The sequence below is a fragment of the Microbacterium kribbense genome (assembly GCF_039537285.1).
GTDB lineage: Bacteria > Actinomycetota > Actinomycetes > Actinomycetales > Microbacteriaceae > Microbacterium > Microbacterium kribbense.
This window is the reverse complement of the sequence record NZ_BAABAF010000008.1, coordinates 367,173-383,841: the sequence shown is the minus strand read 5'-3', so window position 1 is coordinate 383,841 and position 16,669 is coordinate 367,173. Positions and strand designations below refer to the sequence as shown.

Annotated in this window: 13 protein-coding genes and 1 tRNA gene; 10 read left to right on the top strand and 4 right to left on the bottom strand. The window is 71.3% G+C overall.

All coding sequences use genetic code 11. The features are described from left to right. Nucleotides 1-3: 3 nt before the first annotated feature. Nucleotides 4-2,364: an accessory Sec system translocase SecA2 gene (secA2, locus tag ABD705_RS12900; protein WP_344784188.1), complete on the bottom strand. Its 2,361-nt coding sequence runs from the start codon at nt 2,362-2,364 to the stop codon at nt 4-6. A gap of 98 nt (nt 2,365-2,462) precedes the next feature. Then, nucleotides 2,463-2,547: transfer RNA gene (locus tag ABD705_RS12895), tRNA-Leu, on the bottom strand. A 103-nt stretch (nt 2,548-2,650) separates the two neighbouring features. On the opposite strand from ABD705_RS12895, the gene ABD705_RS12890 reads away from it, so the two are divergent. Both ABD705_RS12890 and ABD705_RS12885 read left to right on the top strand, forming a co-directional pair. Continuing rightward, a complete protein-coding gene (locus tag ABD705_RS12890) occupies nt 2,651-3,958 on the top strand; it encodes a M20/M25/M40 family metallo-hydrolase (RefSeq protein WP_344784186.1) in 1,308 nt (435 codons plus the stop codon). A gap of 48 nt (nt 3,959-4,006) precedes the next feature. Further along, nucleotides 4,007-4,840, top strand: coding sequence for an undecaprenyl-diphosphate phosphatase (locus tag ABD705_RS12885; RefSeq protein WP_344784184.1), 834 nt, complete (start codon nt 4,007-4,009; stop codon nt 4,838-4,840). A gap of 15 nt (nt 4,841-4,855) precedes the next feature. Here the strand turns inward: ABD705_RS12885 and ABD705_RS12880 are convergent, their stop codons facing one another. Beyond that, a complete protein-coding gene (locus tag ABD705_RS12880) occupies nt 4,856-5,746 on the bottom strand; it encodes a PAC2 family protein (RefSeq protein WP_344784182.1) in 891 nt (296 codons plus the stop codon). Between the two features lie 69 nt (nt 5,747-5,815). Here ABD705_RS12880 and ABD705_RS12875 point away from each other — a divergent pair, with 69 nt between their 5' ends. From ABD705_RS12875 to ABD705_RS12840, 8 genes are all read left to right on the top strand, one after another. After that, entirely contained in the window at nt 5,816-6,508 is a 693-nt protein-coding gene (locus ABD705_RS12875) for an HAD family hydrolase (protein WP_344784180.1), read from the top strand. Continuing rightward, on the top strand, nt 6,505-7,545 hold the full coding sequence (locus ABD705_RS12870; RefSeq protein WP_344784178.1) for a tRNA (adenine-N1)-methyltransferase: 1,041 nt from the start codon (nt 6,505-6,507) through the stop codon (nt 7,543-7,545). The genes ABD705_RS12875 and ABD705_RS12870 overlap by 4 nt, the downstream gene beginning before the upstream one ends. 147 nt (nt 7,546-7,692) lie before the next feature. After that, nucleotides 7,693-8,514, top strand: a complete 822-nt coding sequence (locus tag ABD705_RS12865) for an FKBP-type peptidyl-prolyl cis-trans isomerase (RefSeq protein WP_344784176.1) — start codon at nt 7,693-7,695, stop codon at nt 8,512-8,514. Nucleotides 8,515-8,628: 114 nt separating this feature from the next. Then, on the top strand, nt 8,629-9,558 hold the full coding sequence (locus ABD705_RS12860) for a helix-turn-helix transcriptional regulator (RefSeq protein ID WP_344784290.1): 930 nt from the start codon (nt 8,629-8,631) through the stop codon (nt 9,556-9,558). After that, on the top strand, nt 9,555-10,523 hold the full coding sequence (locus tag ABD705_RS12855; RefSeq protein ID WP_344784174.1) for a helix-turn-helix transcriptional regulator: 969 nt from the start codon (nt 9,555-9,557) through the stop codon (nt 10,521-10,523). The genes ABD705_RS12860 and ABD705_RS12855 overlap by 4 nt, the downstream gene beginning before the upstream one ends. A gap of 77 nt (nt 10,524-10,600) precedes the next feature. Beyond that, nucleotides 10,601-10,876 carry a Sec-independent protein translocase subunit TatA gene (gene tatA, locus ABD705_RS12850; protein WP_344784172.1) on the top strand — a complete coding sequence of 92 codons (276 nt, stop codon included), beginning with the start codon at nt 10,601-10,603 and terminating at the stop codon, nt 10,874-10,876. A gap of 1 nt (nt 10,877) precedes the next feature. Beyond that, nucleotides 10,878-11,690: a twin-arginine translocase subunit TatC gene (gene tatC, locus ABD705_RS12845; protein WP_344784170.1), complete on the top strand. Its 813-nt coding sequence runs from the start codon at nt 10,878-10,880 to the stop codon at nt 11,688-11,690. Next, entirely contained in the window at nt 11,687-14,149 is a 2,463-nt protein-coding gene (locus tag ABD705_RS12840; protein ID WP_344784168.1) for a DEAD/DEAH box helicase, read from the top strand. The genes tatC and ABD705_RS12840 overlap by 4 nt, the downstream gene beginning before the upstream one ends. Nucleotides 14,150-14,161: 12 nt before the next feature. On the opposite strand, the gene ABD705_RS12835 is transcribed toward ABD705_RS12840, so the two are convergent. Further along, nucleotides 14,162-16,618: a DNA gyrase/topoisomerase IV subunit A gene (locus ABD705_RS12835; RefSeq protein ID WP_344784166.1), complete on the bottom strand. Its 2,457-nt coding sequence runs from the start codon at nt 16,616-16,618 to the stop codon at nt 14,162-14,164. Nucleotides 16,619-16,669 lie beyond the last annotated feature (51 nt).

Sequence of the window (16,669 nt, the reverse complement as noted above, 5' to 3'; positions counted from 1 at the left end):
CCGTCACTCGATGTGGAAGAGCTTCGTGCGCACCAGCGCGCCCAGGTGGCGTGCGGCGCGGTCGCCCGGGCTGCCGAACGGGTCGTCGGTGACCATGTACGTCCATGTCGCGGCCGGGCGCCGCAGCCCGAGGGTGCCGATGTCCTGCCCGATCTCTTCCGGGACCAGCGCCTGCAGGAACGCGGCGACGTCGGCGTAGACCTGGTCGAAGAACCCGTCGAATTCGCGCAGCGCGATCGTGTGGAACTCGTCGACGGGGTTCTGTCCCGCGATGGCGCGCAGGTGGATGCCGTCGCGGATCTCCTGGAGCTTGCCGAGCTGGTCCGTCCAGTGCGTGTCCAGGCAGCTCAGCGCCGCGGCGCGGACGGTGCCGGCGGCGGCATCCACCCCCGCGCGCCGCAGCCGATCCAGGTGCTCGGGGATCAGCGTGTGCACGATCCGCTCGGCGAGGTCGCCGGCGATCACTTCGTCGCGGTGCGCGAGCACGGTGGCGCGCTGACGGGCGATGGCACGGTTGTAGCCCCACGTGTTGCGGTGCCGGTCGAGGCGGATGCCCTCGGCGATGCGCTGCGCGCCGTCCACGATGCGCTGCCGGGCACTTGCGGCCAGGGCGTCGCCGGCACGGGCCACCAGGGCCAGTTCGAACGCGGGCGCGTGCGCCGTGACCAGATCGTCGGCCAGGCTCGCGAAGGCGATCGTCGTGCCCGGATCGCCCTGCCGGCCACAGCGGCCACGCAGCTGCGCGTCCAGCCGCCCGGTCGGGTAGCGGCCGGTGGCGATCACGGCGAGCCCGCCGACGGCCGCGACCCGAGCGCGATCGCGCTCGTCGGCGCCGCCGAGCCGGATGTCGGTGCCGCGCCCGGACATCTGCGTCGAGATCGTCACGGCGGCGTATTCGCCGGCGCGGGCGATGATGGCGGCCTCGTCGGCGTCGTGCTTGGCGTTGAGCACCCGCGTGCGGATGCCGGCGCGATCGAGCCGGGCCGCCAGCGCTTCGGATTCGGCGACGCTCTGCGTGCCGACCAGCAGCGGCTGGCCGCTCGCGTGGCGCCTCGCCACCTCGGCGTCGATCGCCGCCTGCGCATCGGCACGGCTGAGCAGGATGCGGTCGGGTTCGTCGATGCGGATGTTCGGCTCATGGCGGGGGATGCGGCCGACCGGCAGCTGGTAGAACTCGAGCAGGTCTTCGGCCACGGCCAGCATCGTCCCGCTCATTCCGGACAGCGTCCGATACCCGCCGAGCAGACTCTGCACCGTGACGGTGTCCAGGACCTGGCCCGCCGCGGTGGCCGCCAGGCCCTCCTTGGCCTCGATGGCCGCCTGCAGCCCGTCCGGCCAGCGCTGCAGATGCGCGATGCGGCCGCGTGCCGAGTTGATCAGCCTGATCTGGCCGTCCGAGACCAGGTAGTCCACATCACGGCGCATCAGGGTGCGGGCGTGCAGCGCGAGATTGATCCGGGTCAGCGTGCGCACGTTCTCGCCCGCGAACAGGTTCACCCCGCCCAGTCGCGCCTCGATCAGATCGAGCCCTGCGTCGGTGAGGACGGCGGTGGTCTGGTCGTCGGCGACGGTGTAGTCGCGCTGCTCGCGCAGGTCGGCCACCAGCTGCGTGGCCGCCGTGAAGTCCTCGCCGGCATCGTCGGCCGTGCCGGCCAGCACGAGCGGCACCGTCGCCTCGTCGATCATCACGGCATCGGCCTCGTCGACGATCGCCGCGTCGAAGTGCGGGTCGACGCGGCCGGCCGCATCGGTGGCGAAGCGGTCGCGCAGCACGTCGAAGCCGATCTCGCTGACCGGTGCGTAGACGACATCGCACCGGTAGGCGTCGCGCCGGGCGGCGTGCGGCGTGTGCTGACCGACCCAGCCGACGGTGATGCCCAGGGCCGCGAACAGCGGCCCCATCCACTGCGCGTCGCGCTCGGCGAGATAGTCGTTGACCGAGATGACGTGCACGTGCCGGCCCGCGACGACATGACCGGCGGCGGCGAGCGCGCCGACCAGGGTCTTGCCCTCGCCTGTGTCCATCTCCACCCCCGTGCCCGACAGCAGGGCGCAGCAGGCCAGCAGCTGCCCGTCGAACGCCGCCAGACCCAGCGTGCGGGCGGCGGCCTCCCGCGCCAGGGCGAGGAAGCGCGCGGTGGGCTCGCGCGGCAGCGCGCGGGAGCCGGTGCGCAGAGCGAGCGCGCGGATGCTGCTGCGCAGTGCGTCGGCATCCAGAGCTCTCGCCTCGTCGGCGCGGCCATGCGCGGCCCGCACCAGGGGAGTGAACGCGCGCAGCGAGGCGGCGCCGGGAAGCCCGAGCAGACTCCGAAGCCACGTCGGACCGGCCCCGCTCACGGCCGGCCGGTTCTGCGGCGTCGGCATCCCGCGGCGATTCCCATGGCCTGACTCTACGGCCGGGCGCCCGTCGTCCGGGCCGATCCGCCGGAGGGCCCGCATCTCGGCGAGGGGAACTGACTGTGTGCGCGAGAGGGGACTTGAACCCCTACGCCCTATACGGGCACTAGCACCTCAAGCTAGCGCGTCTACCTATTCCGCCACCCGCGCAAGGTGAAGGCATTTTGCAACCGAGGAACGACATTATCACGTTCTGCCTGCCGGGCAGAACCATCACGCGGGGCGCGGCGGCGCACCCGGTAGCCTGGAGCACATGCCCACGGCCGCCGACCCCGTCGAACTGTCCGAGGTCGCGCAGATCGCCCGCGACCTCATCCGCATCGACACCACCAATCACGGCAACGGGCGCAGCAATGGCGAGCGCGAAGCGGCCGAATACGTCGGCGCCTATCTGGAGCGGCTGGGCCTGACCCCGCAGTACTACGAACCCGTCGACCGGCGCACCAATGTGTGCGTGCGCGTGCCCGGCGCCGACCGCAGCCGGCCCGCGCTGGTGGTGCACGGGCACCTCGATGTGGTTCCGGCCATCGCCGGCGACTGGAGCGTCGACCCGTTCGAAGGCGTGATCCGGGACGGGATGCTGTGGGGCCGCGGCGCCGTGGACATGAAGAACATGGATGCCATGATCCTGGTCGCCCTCGCCGACATGCTGCGCGCCGGGCGGCAACCGCGGCGGGACCTGATCGTGACGTTCTTCGCCGACGAGGAGAACGGCGGCGTGGAGGGTTCTGCACTGGTCGTCCGGGACCGCCCGGAGTGGTTCGCCGGCGCCACCGAGGCCATCAGTGAGGTCGGCGGATTCTCGATCGCAGTCGGCAGCCGGCGCGCCTACCTGCTGCAGGTGGGGGAGAAGGCCCTGCTCTGGCTGCGCCTGCGCGCCCGCGGGCGCGCCGGGCACGGCAGCGGCTTCCACCCCGACAACGCCGTCACCCGCCTCGCCGAGGCAGTGGCCGCGCTCGGGCGCACGCAGTGGCCGATCCGGCTCACCGACACCACTCGAGCGCTGCTCGCGCGCTTTTCCGAGCTGACCGGCATGGACCAGTCCGATCCCGACGCCCTCGCCGACATGTCCGGCCCCGCCGCACGGTTCATCCGCGCCACGCTGCGCACCACCGCGAACCCGACCGGGCTGACGGCCGGCTACAAGCACAATGTGATCCCCGACACCGCTGAGGCGCTCATCGACGTGCGGGTGCTGCTGGGCACCGAGGACGCCGTGCTCGCCGACATCCGCAAGATCGTCGGCGCCGACATCCAGGTCGAGACGGTGACGGCCGACGTCGGCCTCGAGACGGGGTTCGACGGTCCCCTGGTCGATGCGATGGTCGCCGCGCTCGGCCGCCACGACCCAGGTGTCCCGGTCATCCCGTACCTGATGGGCGGCGGCACCGACAACAAGGCATTGTCGAAGCTGGGTATCACCGGCTACGGGTTCGCGCCGCTGCGGCTGCCTCCGGAGCTGGACTTCACCGGCATGTTCCACGGCGTGGACGAGCGAGTGCCGCTGGACGCGCTCGACTTCGGCCGGCAGGTGCTGGGCGACCTGCTGCAGAATTACTGACGTACTGCATCCGCCGTACCCGCACCCCCGCACGCACGAAAGGCGTTCATGCAGCACTTCTTCGAGGCGATCCTCCTCGGCCTGGTCCAGGGCCTCACCGAATTCCTGCCGGTCTCCTCCAGCGCGCATCTGCGCATCGTCGGCGCATTCCTGCCCGATGCCGGAGACCCCGGTGCGGCGTTCACCGCGATCACCCAGATCGGCACCGAGGCGGCCGTCGTGGTGTTCTTCTGGCGTGACATCGTGCGGATCATCTCGCACTGGTTCCGGGCGCTGGTCGGCCGGCTGCCGCGCAACGACCCGGACGCGAAGATGGGCTGGCTGATCATCATCGGCACCATCCCGATCGTCGTGCTCGGGCTGATCTTCCAGAACGCCATCGAGACGACGCTGCGCTCGCTGTGGATCGTGGCCGGCACGCTGATCGTGTTCGGCGTCATCCTGGGCATCGCCGACATGATCGGCGCGCAGCGGCGCAAGCTCGACGACCTCACCGTCGGGCACGGCATCATCTACGGTCTCGCGCAGTCGCTCGCCCTCATCCCCGGCGTGTCGCGTTCGGGCGGCACCATCACCGCAGGGCTGCTGCTGGGCTACACGCGCGAGGCGGCCGCCCGCTACGCGTTCCTGCTGGCGATCCCGGCGGTGTTCGGCAGCGGCCTGTATGAACTGTACAAGGTCATCAAATCGCCCACCCCGGAAGTCTTCTCGATGGGCGAGACGGCTTTGGCCACCGTGATCGCGTTTGTCGTGGGCCTGACCGTGATCGCGTTCTTCATGAAGTGGATCACGCGGCACAGCTTCATGCCGTTCGTCGTCTACCGCGTCGCGGTCGGCACCGCCCTGATCGTGCTGCTGAGCATGGGCGTCATCACGACGTGAGCGCCGGCGCGGCCGTCAGCGCCGCGGGTCGTCGCGGCCGGGCTTGGCCGGCCCGTCGCCGCCGCGGCGCAGATACCGCTCGAACTCGCGGGCGATCGCATCGCCGGATGCCTCCGGCGAGTCCCAGGTGTCGCGCGCGGCCTCGAGCTGGTGGATGTAGTCGGTCATCTCGGCATCGTCGGCGGCGGCCGCGTCGATGGATGCCTCCCACGTCGCCGCCTGTGTCGCCAGGTCGCCGCGCGGCACGCGGGCGCCGGTGAGCTCCTCCAGGCGATCCAGCAGCGCCAGGCTCGCCTTGGGCGACGGGGTGTGGCCGGCCACGTAGTGCGGCACGCTGGCCCACAGCCCCACGGTCGGGATGCCCACCGCCTCGGCCGCCGATGCCAGCGCGCTGAGAATGCCCACCGGTCCCTCGTAGGTGCTGCGTTCGATGCCCAGGTCGGTGCGCACCTGCTCGTTGTCGCTGCCGGCGAACACCGAGATCGGACGGGTGTGCGGCACGTCGGACATCATCGAGCCGAGCGCGACGAATCCCGTGACGTCCTCGCGCAGCATCACGTCGACGACTTCGGCGCAGAACGCCTGCCACGACCGGGCCGGCTCGAAGCCGGTCAGCAGCCACAGCTGTGTGCCGCGCGTGCGGCCGCCGGGCTTGGCGATGGTCGCGTCGGGCCACTTCAGGCTGCGGTGGCCGGCGGCATCGCTGACCTGCTGCGGGCGGGTGTACTGGTAGTCGAAGTACAGCTCCGGGTCCACCGTGAACACCGACTCGAACCTGCCGTTCTCGCGCAGCACCGACGCCGCCGTGGTGGCGGCCTCGCCGGCATCGTTCCAGCCCTCGAACGCCGCGACCAGCACGCGGCGGCCGAGCGCGGAACCGTGCACCGCATCTGCCGACGTCGTCATCCCTCCAGGATAGGCGCAGGCACCCCCACCTCTCGAAGACCCGGCCCGCTCCGTCGATAGCATGGGACGATGACCGATCGACTGCCTGCCGCCGTGCTGTGGGACATGGACGGCACTCTGGTCGACACCGAGCCCCATTGGATGGCCGCGGAGACCCCGCTGGTCGAGCAGTTCGGCGGCACCTGGTCGCACGAGCAGGCGCTGCAGATGGTGGGCCTGGGCCTGCACGACGCGGCGCGCATCCTGCAGGACGAGGGCGTGCGGATGGCTGCCGATGCCATCGTGCACCGGCTGACCGACGATGTCCTGGCCTCCCTGGCCCGCGAGGGCGTGCCGTTCCGACCGGGGGCACGCGTGCTGCTGCAGAGCCTGCGGGCGGCAGGCGTCCGCACCGCCGTGGTCACGATGTCGATGCGCCGGATGGCGCAGCAGATCGTCGACCTGATCGAATTCGACGCGTTCGACGTGATCATCGCCGGCGACGACGTCACCCGGCCCAAGCCCCACCCGGATCCCTACCTGCAGGCGTGTGCGGCGCTGGGCGTGGACGTCGTCGACGTCGTCGCCATCGAGGATTCGCCCAACGGGTTGCGGTCGGCCGTCGCCTCCGGCGCGGTCTCGATCGGGGTGCCGCTGATGGTGTCGCTGGCCGGAGTCGGGGCGGATGCGCTGTGGCCCACTCTGGCCGGGCGCACCGCCGACGACATCGCCGCCGTGTTCACCGCCGTGCGGGATGCGCCCGGCCAGAAAGGCATCGCATGACCGAGACCGCCCCGCGCCCCTCCGGCCCGTTCCGCTACGGCGACCGGGTGCAGCTGACCGGACCCAAGGGCAAGCTCTACACGATCACGCTGCGCGAGGGGGGCGAACTGCACACCCACCGCGGCGTGCTGCGTCACGCCGCACTCGTGGGTCTGCCGGACGGATCGGTCGTGCCCGGCGGCGGGGACGCCGAATACCTGGCCCTGCGTCCGCTGCTGCGCGACTTCGTCATGTCGATGCCGCGCGGCGCGACGATCGTCTACCCGAAGGACTCCGCCCAGATCGTCGCCCAGGCCGACATCTTCCCCGGCGCCGTCGTGGTCGAAGCCGGCGTCGGGTCCGGCGCCCTGTCGCTCTCGCTGCTGCGCGCGGCGGGCGACGCCGGCCGGGTGATCTCGTTCGAGCGGCGCGAGGAGTTCGCCGACGTCGCCCGCGCCAACGTGGCGACCTTCCTCGGGCGCACCCCCGCGACCTGGGAGGTCGTGCTGGGGGATCTCGCCGAGGCGCTGCCCGCCCACGTGCCCGCCGCCGGCGTGGACCGGGTCGTGCTCGACATGCTCGCGCCGTGGGAGTGCCTGGACGTCGTCGCCGATGCGCTGACGCCCGGCGGCGTCGTGCTCTGCTACGTCGCCACGGCCACCCAGCTCAGCCGGGTCGCCGAATACCTGCGCGGCACCGGCGCGTTCACCGAGCCCGAGGCCAGCGAGACCATGGTGCGCGGCTGGCACGTTCAGGGCCTGTCGGTGCGGCCGGATCACCGGATGGTCGCGCACACCGGATTCCTGATCACGGCGCGGCGTCTGGCGCCGGGCGCCGTGCCGCCGGACGTGCGCCGGCGCACCGTCCGCAAGACCGCCTACGGCGACGAGGACGTCGAGCTGTGGACGCCGGGCGCGGTCGGCGACCGCGACATCACCGACAAGAACCTCCGCAAGCGCGTGCGCGAGGCCCAGCGCGCCGCCGACGGCGCCCGCCAGGCCGCCGCCGGGCGGGAGGGGGCCGCCGGCTCGGCAGAGGCACCGAGGCCGACCGCCTAGACTGTTGCGGTGCGTAAACTCCCCGCCGTCATCGCCACCCTTTCCCTGGCAGCAGTCGCTCTAGTCGGCTGCGCGTCTTCGAGCGATCCCGCCGCGTCGTGTGTGCGGCACACCGACGCCGGGTCGCACACGATGAGTCTCATCTCGGTGACCGGCCCGACCACGTCGGTTCCCACCGTGGACGTGCGCACGCCGTTCCACACCACGACGACCCAGTTCGCCGACGTCAATGTGGGCGATGGCAAGATCCCGATCACGAGCGATTCGCAGATGGTGGTGCTCGACGTGACCCTGGTCAGCGCCGGCACCGGCAAGAAACTGGTCAGCACGCAGTACAGCGGCGACCTGTCGCAGGTGGTCTCGCTGTCGCGCTGGGCGCAGCAGTTCCCGGCATTCACCGATGCGCTGCACTGCGCCACCGCCGGCAGCCGGGTCGCCGTCGCGATGGCGCCCGGCGCCATCGACCCCGCATCCGCGCAGGGGCTGGGCATGAGCAAGGACGACTCCCTGATCGCCGTCGTCGAGGTGCGCAAGGTGTATCTGGGCGCCGCGGACGGGACGCCGGCCTACACCTCCGGCTGGGGCCTGCCCGCCGTCGTGCGCGCACCCGGCGGACGGCCCGGCATCATCGTGCGCGACGGTGCGGCACCGCAGCACCTGAGCGTGCACGTGCTCGAGCGGGGCGCCTTCCAGAAGGTCACCGGCGACCAGCCGGTGCTCGTGAACTACACGATCGTGAACTGGACGGACAAGACCGTCGCCAGCACCACGTGGGACGGCGAGCCGAAGTTCATCACGCTGTCCAGCGAGTCCAAGGGCATGCAGGCGGCCATCAAAGGTCAGACGGTCGGATCGCAGGTCATGGCGATCATCCCCAAGACCGACGGCACCTCGGGCGTCAAGGACACCCAGGTGGCGGTCATCGACATCCTCGGCGTCGGACCGGCACCCGCCACCGCCGCGCAGTAGCCGAGGCGGCCGCGCGCCTAGGATGGGTGCGTGCCTGACGACGCCTCTGGATCAGCCTCCGCCGGCGCGCGCAACGCGCCCGCCGAGCGGCTGCTCAATCTCGTCGTCGCGCTGATGGCGACCGGACAGGGCCTGACCAAGGACGCGATCCTCGGGTCGGTCTCCGGCTACCGCGAGCAGGCCGAGTCCGGGGCATCCAAGGATGCACTGGAGAAGATGTTCGAGCGCGACAAGGAGAGCCTGCGCGGGCTCGGTGTGCCGATCGAGACGATCGGGGACCGGCTCGATCCGGACGACCTGCGCCAGGCCCGCTATCGCATTCCGACCGCGGAATACGCGCTGGCCGGCGATGTCGCCTTCACGCCCGCCGAGATCGCGGTGCTGAACCTGGCCGGCGGCGTGTGGAGTCAGGGGTCGCTGTCGGCCGAGGCGCGCAGTGCGCTGCGCAAGATCCGGTCCCTGGGCATCACCGTCGACGAGCCGATCATCGGCTACTCACCGCGGATCAGCCTGCGCGAGGCATCCTTCGCACCCCTGCAGCGCGCCATCGAGCAGAGTCGAGTCGTCACGTTCGGCTATCTGAAGCCGGGGGAGGACGCCCCGCGCACCCGCACGATCCGCCCGCTGGCGCTGGTCGAGTTCGAGGCGCGCTGGCACGTGTTCGGTCAGGACGTCGATGCGCAGGCCGATCGCACGTTCCTGCTCTCGCGCATCGTGGGCGAGGTGAAGATCACCCGAGCCGGCTTCGACGACGCCCTGCGCGAGGGCGCCGGCGATCGCGCACTGGCGGGTCTGAACGACCTCGCGGGCCGGCAGAGCGCCCTGCTGGAAGTCACACCCGGCACTGAGGCCGCACTGCGCCTGAACCGGCGCGCCGCCCCAGCGGCGCAGGGGATCCGGGTGCCGTACGTCGACGTGCACGTCTTGGCCGACGAGCTCGCCTCCTACGGGCCCGAGGTGCGGGTCGTCCGGCCCGATGACCTGCGCGAGGCGGTGGTGCGGCGGCTGGATGCCGCGCTGCGGGTGCACGGGGGCGCCCCATGACCCGGTCGCGCCCGGTGCCGGCGACCGAACGGGCCGCGCTGATGCTGCAGCTGGTGCCCTATCTGATCAACAAGGGCGAGGTTTCGGTCGCAGAGGCGGCGGCGGACTTCGATCTCGCACCCGAGCAGCTGCGCGAGATGGTCCGCTCTCTCACCGTCATCGGCCGTCCCGGGGACGCCGGATTCTGGCAGATGTCGAACGATCTGTTCGACATCGACTGGGATCTGCTCGACGAGCAGGACCGGATCGTCATCACCAATGCGGTGGGCCTGCAGGACGCGCCGCGCCTGACCGCGCGCGAGGCGGCCGCGCTGCTGGCCGGACTGCAGCTGGCCCAGTCGCTGCCCGGGGTCGGCGCCAGCGGCCTGGTCGCGGGTCTGCTGGGCAAGCTCGCCAGGGGCGCCGCGAGCGCCCCGGCGGACGTCATCGTCGCCTCCGAACCCGTGGACGAAGTGCGCACCACGGTCGATGAGGCGCTGCGCCGCGGGGTCGCGCTGTCGTTCGCGTACAAGGCGCCGGATGCCCCGGAGACGGTGCGCACCGTCGACCCCGTGAAGGTGCACATCGCCGACGGAGCGTGGTACCTGCAGGGCTGGTGCCACCTGCGCCAGGCGATGCGCACCTTCCATCTGGACCGGGTCAGCGCCCCGAGGCTGACCGAGGTTGCGATCACCCACGGCGCCGAGCCGGTGCCGGAGCTGTTCGAGCAGACCGAGGGCGACATCGTCGCGACCATCCGCTTTCCGGCGGCGGTCGCCCCGCTGCTGGGCGCCTACCTCGACCAGGCCCAGGTCGAGACGGCGGCGGGGGTGTCGGTGGCGACGCTGCGACTGGGGGACGTGCACAGCCTCAAGCGCCTGGCCGCGGGTTTCGGCGGAGACCTCGAGGTCCTGGAGCCGGCATCGGCCCGTCGGGCGGCCGCCGACTGGGCCCGCGCGGCACTCGAACTGTACGCCGGGATCTGAGCCGCCGCGCCGCGGAAGATGCTGCGGGGCGGATGCCGGGGTAGACTTTACCGACCGCACACGAAACGGGGATTCCAATGGGCGCATTCGGGTGGCCGCACCTCCTGATCATCCTGGTGGTGATCCTTCTGCTGTTCGGCGCCGCCAAGCTGCCGGCCCTGGCCAAGGGCCTGGGCCAGTCCGCGCGCGTGTTCAAGGGCGAGATGAAGGCGATGAAGGACGACGAGACGGCGGCCGCGGCATCCAGCCCCGCCGTCGCCGAACCGCCTGCAGCGCCGGCCGCACCGCCGGCCGAGTCGACCCCGGCCCCGGTGGCCGGCAGTGGGCACGAGGCTGGCAAGACCGCGCAGTAGCATGACACAGACCGGTGTGCCGCAGATCGGACAGCCGGCGCAGCCGGCCCACGACAAGCGGATGTCGCTGGCGCAGCATTTCCGCGAACTGCGTCGGCGGCTGGTGATCGGCGCGATCGGCCTGGTCGTGGGCATGGCGATCGCGTTCATCATCAGCGGCCCGGTGATCGACCTGCTGTCGATGCCGATCGCGAAGATCGCCGCCAGCAACGGCGACTCGTACACGGCGCTGAACTTCAACACCGTCACGAGCGGATTCGACCTGCGGATGCGGATCGCGTTCGCGATCGGCCTACTGCTGTCGGCGCCGGTGTGGCTCTGGCAGCTGTGGGCGTTCATCATGCCGGGGCTCACGCGCAAGGAGATCCGCTACACCGTCGGCTTCACCACCGCCGCGGTGCCGCTGTTCGCAGCCGGTCTGTACGTCGGGTGGCTCATCATGCCGCACATGGTCGAGATCATGGCGCTGTTCGTGCCCAACAGCAAGGGCATCGCGCAGTTCTACGACTACTCGACGTACTACGACTTCGTCTTCAAGCTGCTGCTGGTGGTGGGGGTCTCCTTCGTCACACCCGTGTTCCTGGTGGCACTGAATCTGGCCGGCATCATGTCCGGACGCACGATCCTGCGCGGCTGGCGGATCGCGATCCTGATCATCATCGTCTTCGCCGCCGTCGCGACCCCGGCCGCCGACGTCACCTCGATGCTGCTGCTGGCCGGCATCCTGTGCGTGCTCTACTTCGTCGCCGCCCTCCTGTCGGTGCTGTTCGACAAGCGCAAGGCCAGACGCGCACCGGTGGAGCCAGTGGTGTGACGGGTCCCAGCCCGGCAGAACGCTTCGCGCGCGCCCAGTCTGAACACGCCCATCCCATCACCACCGCATTCGCCGCCGGGCTGAGATTCGACCTCGACCCGTTCCAGAGCGCGGCCTGCCAGGCCCTCGAAGACCAGCACGGCGTGCTGGTGGCGGCCCCCACCGGCGCGGGCAAGACCGTCGTCGGCGAGTTCGCGATCCATCTCGCGATGCGCCAGGCCGCCGACAAAGCGTTCTACACGACGCCGATGAAGGCGCTGTCCAACCAGAAGTTCCGCGAACTGGTCGCCGTCTACGGCCCGGATGAGGTCGGCCTGCTCACCGGCGACGTCAGCATCAATCCGCACGCGCGGGTGGTCGTGATGACCACCGAAGTGCTGCGCAACATGCTCTACGCCGACTCGGCGGCGCTGCGCGGGCTGCGCTTCGTCGTGATGGACGAGGTGCACTACCTAGCCGACCGGTTCCGCGGCGCGGTGTGGGAAGAGGTCATCATCCACCTGCCGCAGCGGGTCAAGCTGGTCTGCCTGTCGGCCACCGTCTCCAACGCCGAGGAGTTCGGCGACTGGCTGAACACCGTCCGCGGCGACACCGAGGTGATCGTGTCCGAGACACGGCCGGTGCCGCTGGAGCAGCACGTGCTGGTGCGCGGCGACCTGCTGCCGCTGTTCGAGGACCGCACGGCGGCATCGGGCCCGCAACTGAACCGCGACCTGCTGCGGATCCGCGCGTTCACCGGCAACGGCGCCGCCCGCCACGACGGCGCGCGGGGCGGCGGCCGATACGACCGGTCCCACCGCCGGCAGCGCGGCGGGCACGGCCCGCGCAGCGCCCGCGGGTCCCGGGCCGATCGGGTCGACCGGCCGGACGTGGTCCGGCTGCTGGAGCGCGACCGGCTGCTGCCGGCGATCTTCTTCATCTTCAGCCGCGTCGGCTGCGAGGCCGCCGTCACCCAGGTGCGGCGCAGCGGGCTGCGGTTGACCACACCCGACGAACGCAACCAGATCCGGCAGATCGTGCAGGCGCGCACCGCGAACCTGGCCGAGGAGGACCTCGGCGTGCTCGGATTCTTCCAGTGGCAGGACGACCTCGAGCGCGGCATCGCCGCGCACCACGCCGGACTTCTGCCGGCGTTCAAGGAAGTCGTCGAGGAGCTGTTCCAGCGCAAGCTCGCCAAGGTCGTGTTCGCCACCGAGACGCTGGCGCTGGGCATCAACATGCCGGCCCGCACCGTGGTGCTGGAGAAGCTCGAGAAGTTCAACGGCGAGGCGCGGGTGCCGATCACCTCCGGCGAGTATACCCAGCTGACCGGTCGCGCCGGTCGGCGGGGGATCGACGTCGAAGGCCATGCCGTCATCCAGTGGGCGGACGGGATGGATCTGCCGGCGGTGGTATCCCTCGCCTCCCGCCGCACCTATCCGCTCAACTCCAGCTTCCGGCCCACTTACAACATGGCCGTGAACCTGATCGACCAGTTCGGCCGGTCCCGCGCGCGGGAGATCCTGCAGTCCTCGTTCGGACAGTTCCAGGCCGACCGCTCGGTGGTGGGACTGGCCCGCCAAGTGCGCGAGAACGAAGAATCGCTGGCCGGCTACCAGAAGTCGATGACCTGCGACCGTGGCGACTTCACCGAGTACTCCAGCATCCGGCGCGAGCTTTCCGATCTGGAGCGGCTGAACCGGCGCGACGGGATGGCCACGCACGCCGCCCGGATGAAGCGGCAGGACGAGATCCAGGCGCTGCGTGGCCGCCTGCAGCGGCATCCGTGCCATTCCTGCCCCGATCGGGAGGCGCACGCGCGCTGGGCGGAGCGGTACTGGAAGCTGCAGCGCAGCACGCAGAAGCTGCGCACGCAGATCCACACCCGCACCGGCAGCGTCGCCCGGCAGTTCGATCGGGTCGTAGACGTGCTGGTGGCGCTGGACTACGTGCGCATCGCCGCCGAGGGCGCGGCCATGCTGGCGCCGGCGGGCCGGACGATGCGGCGCATCTACGGCGAACGCGACCTGCTGGTGGCCGAGGCGCTGCGCCAGGGCATCTGGAACGAGCTGGATGCCGCCGGACTTGCCGCACTCGCGTGCTGCCTGGTCTACGAGCCGCGGCGCGACGACGACCCCGCGGACCACCGCCTGCCACGCGGACCCTTCCGCGGCGCCCTGACGGCCACCCAGCGGCTCTGGGCGCAACTGGACGACCTGGAACACGACCATGGCCTCGCCGGGACGGCAGAGGTGCCCGCAGGGCTGGCGCAGGCCATGCACAGCTGGGCCCGCGGCGTCGCACTGGAGCGCGTGCTCGTCGAAGCGGACCTGCCCGCCGGCGACTTCGTGCGCTGGGCGAAGCAGACCATCGACCTGCTCGACCAGCTGTCTCTGGTCGGCGAGGACGCGCTCGCTCGCACCGCGCGACAGGCGCGGGACGGAGTGCGCCGCGGCATCGTGGCGTATTCGTCGGTCTGACCGCCGCGCGGCTCAGCCCACGGAGGTGCCGAGCGCGCCCACGACGGCGTCCAGAGCCGTGCCCGAACCGTCGCGGCGGGCCCCGCCGTCCGGCAGCGCGCGCACCGCGCCGTCCGAGCCGACCGCGCGCACGTTCTGGCCCGACCAGGCCAGGATCAGCGCGTCTTCGCCCTTGAGGAACCGATGCGCGCGCACACCGCCGGTGCCGCGCCCCTTGACCGGGTACTCGGCGAAGTCGGTGACCTTGGCCGAGCCGGCGTCGGTCCCGGCCAGCGCCGCGGTGCTGCCGGCGATCGTGACCACGACGGCATCGTCAGCTTCGGACGGCAGCGCCGTGAAGAAGACGACCCGCTGCCCTTGTGCGACGCGCACGCCGGCCATCCCGGCGGCCGAGCGGCCCTGCACCCGCACCGCCGACGCGCCGAATCGCAGCAGCTGCGCATCCGAGGTGATGAACACCAGCTCGGCGTCATCGGGTGCGCCGGCGGCGCCGACGACGCGGTCGCCGGGCTTGAGCGAGATGACCTCGGCCTCGTGCTTGCCGGTGGCGAGCTCGGCGGCTGAGACCCGCTTGACGACCCCGTGCGCGGTGCCCAGTGCGACGGCGGGCTCGGCCGTCAGCGGCACGATCGCCACGACGTGCTCGTCCCCGCCCAGTGCCAGGTACTGGTCGGCCCGGGTACCGGCGCCCAGCTGCACCGAGTTGGCCGGCACCGACGGCAGATCGACCGGCGTGAACCGCACCAGCCGGCCCGCCGAGGTGATCGCGCCCACATCGCCGCGGGTGGTGGTGTCCACGCTGGCGCGGATCGCGTCGTGCTTGGCGCGGCGCGAGGGGGTCAGGATGCCGCCGCCGTCGGCGTCGGCGGCCAGATCGGCGCGCACCATCCGGCCGGTGGCCGACAAGAACACCCGGCACGGGGTGTCGGCGATCTGAAGCTGTGGTGCGGCCTTCGCGCTGCGCGGTCGGATCGGCCCGCCGTCCAGCAGCAGCGTGCGCCGCGGGGTGCCGTACGCCTCGGCGGCGGCATCCACCTCGCGTGCCACCTGCTGGCGCAGCAGCACCTCACTGCCCAGCAGCTCCTCCAGCGCCGCGATCTGCGCGTTCAGCTGGTCGCGCTCGGTCTCCAGCTCGATGCGCGAGAACTTCGTCAGCCGCCGCAGCCGCAGCTCCAGGATGTACTCGGCCTGCAGCTGCGAGAGGTCGAAGACGTCCTGCAGCCGGGTGCGGGCCTGCTCGCCGTCATCGCTGCCGCGGATCACCTGGATGACCTCGTCGATGTCGAGGATCGCGATCAGCAGGCCCTCGACCAGGTGCAGCCGCTCGCGGCGGCGGGCCAGGCGGTACCGGCTGCGCCGGGTGACCACCTGCACACGGTGATCGAGGTAGACCTGCAGCAGCTCCCGCAGCCCGAGGGTCTGCGGCTGGCCGTGGACGAGAGCGACGTTGTTGATCGAGAACGAGTCCTCCAGCGGCGTGAGCCGGTAGAGGTGCTCGAGCACGGCGTTCGGATCGAAGCCGGTCTTGACGGTGATCACCAGGCGCAGCCCGTGCCGCCGGTCGGTGAGGTCGGCCACGTCCGAGATGCCGGTGAGCTTCTTGGCATTCACGGCGTCTTTGATCTTCTCGATCACCCGCTCCGGGCCGACCAGATAGGGCAGCTCGGTGACGATGATGCCGGTGCGGCGCGGACCGATCGGCTCGACCGAGACCTTCGCCCGGGTGCGGAACGCGCCCCGCCCGGTCGCATAGGCCTCTTTGATGCCGTCCACGCCGGTGATGATGCCGCCGCCGGGCAGGTCCGGGCCCGGCACGAACTCCATCAGCTCCTCGAGCGTGGCATCCGGGTTCTCCAGCAGATGCACGGCGGCCGCGGCGACCTCGATCAGGTTGTGCGGGGCCATGTTGGTGGCCATCCCCACCGCGATGCCGGAGGCGCCGTTCACGAGCAGATTCGGGAACGCCGCCGGCAGCACCGACGGCTGCTGGAACTGGCCGTCGTAGTTCGGGATGAAGTCGACGACGTCCTCGTCCAGGCTTTCGGTCATCGCCATCGCCGGGGCGGCCAGCCGGGCCTCCGTGTAGCGGGAGGCGGCCGGGCCGTCGTCGAGCGAACCGAAGTTGCCGTGCCCGTCCACCAGCGGCACGCGCAGCGTGAACGGCTGCGCCAGGCGCACCAGCGCGTCGTAGATCGCGGAATCTCCGTGCGGGTGCAGCTTGCCCATCACCTCGCCGACCACGCGCGCGCTCTTGACGTGCCCGCGGTCGGGGCGCAGACCCATCTCGGCCATCTGGTAGAGGATGCGCCGCTGCACCGGCTTCAGCCCGTCGCGGGCATCCGGCAGGGCGCGCGAGTAGATCACCGAATACGCGTATTCGAGGTACGACCCCTGCATCTCGGCCGACACATCGACGTCTTCGATGCGCTCGTGGCTCGCACTGGGCGGCGAAGGGGTGTGGGCAGACATACGGCTCCGGGTCTCGGGTGGTGGATGCGGGGCGTGCGCGATGTGCGAGAC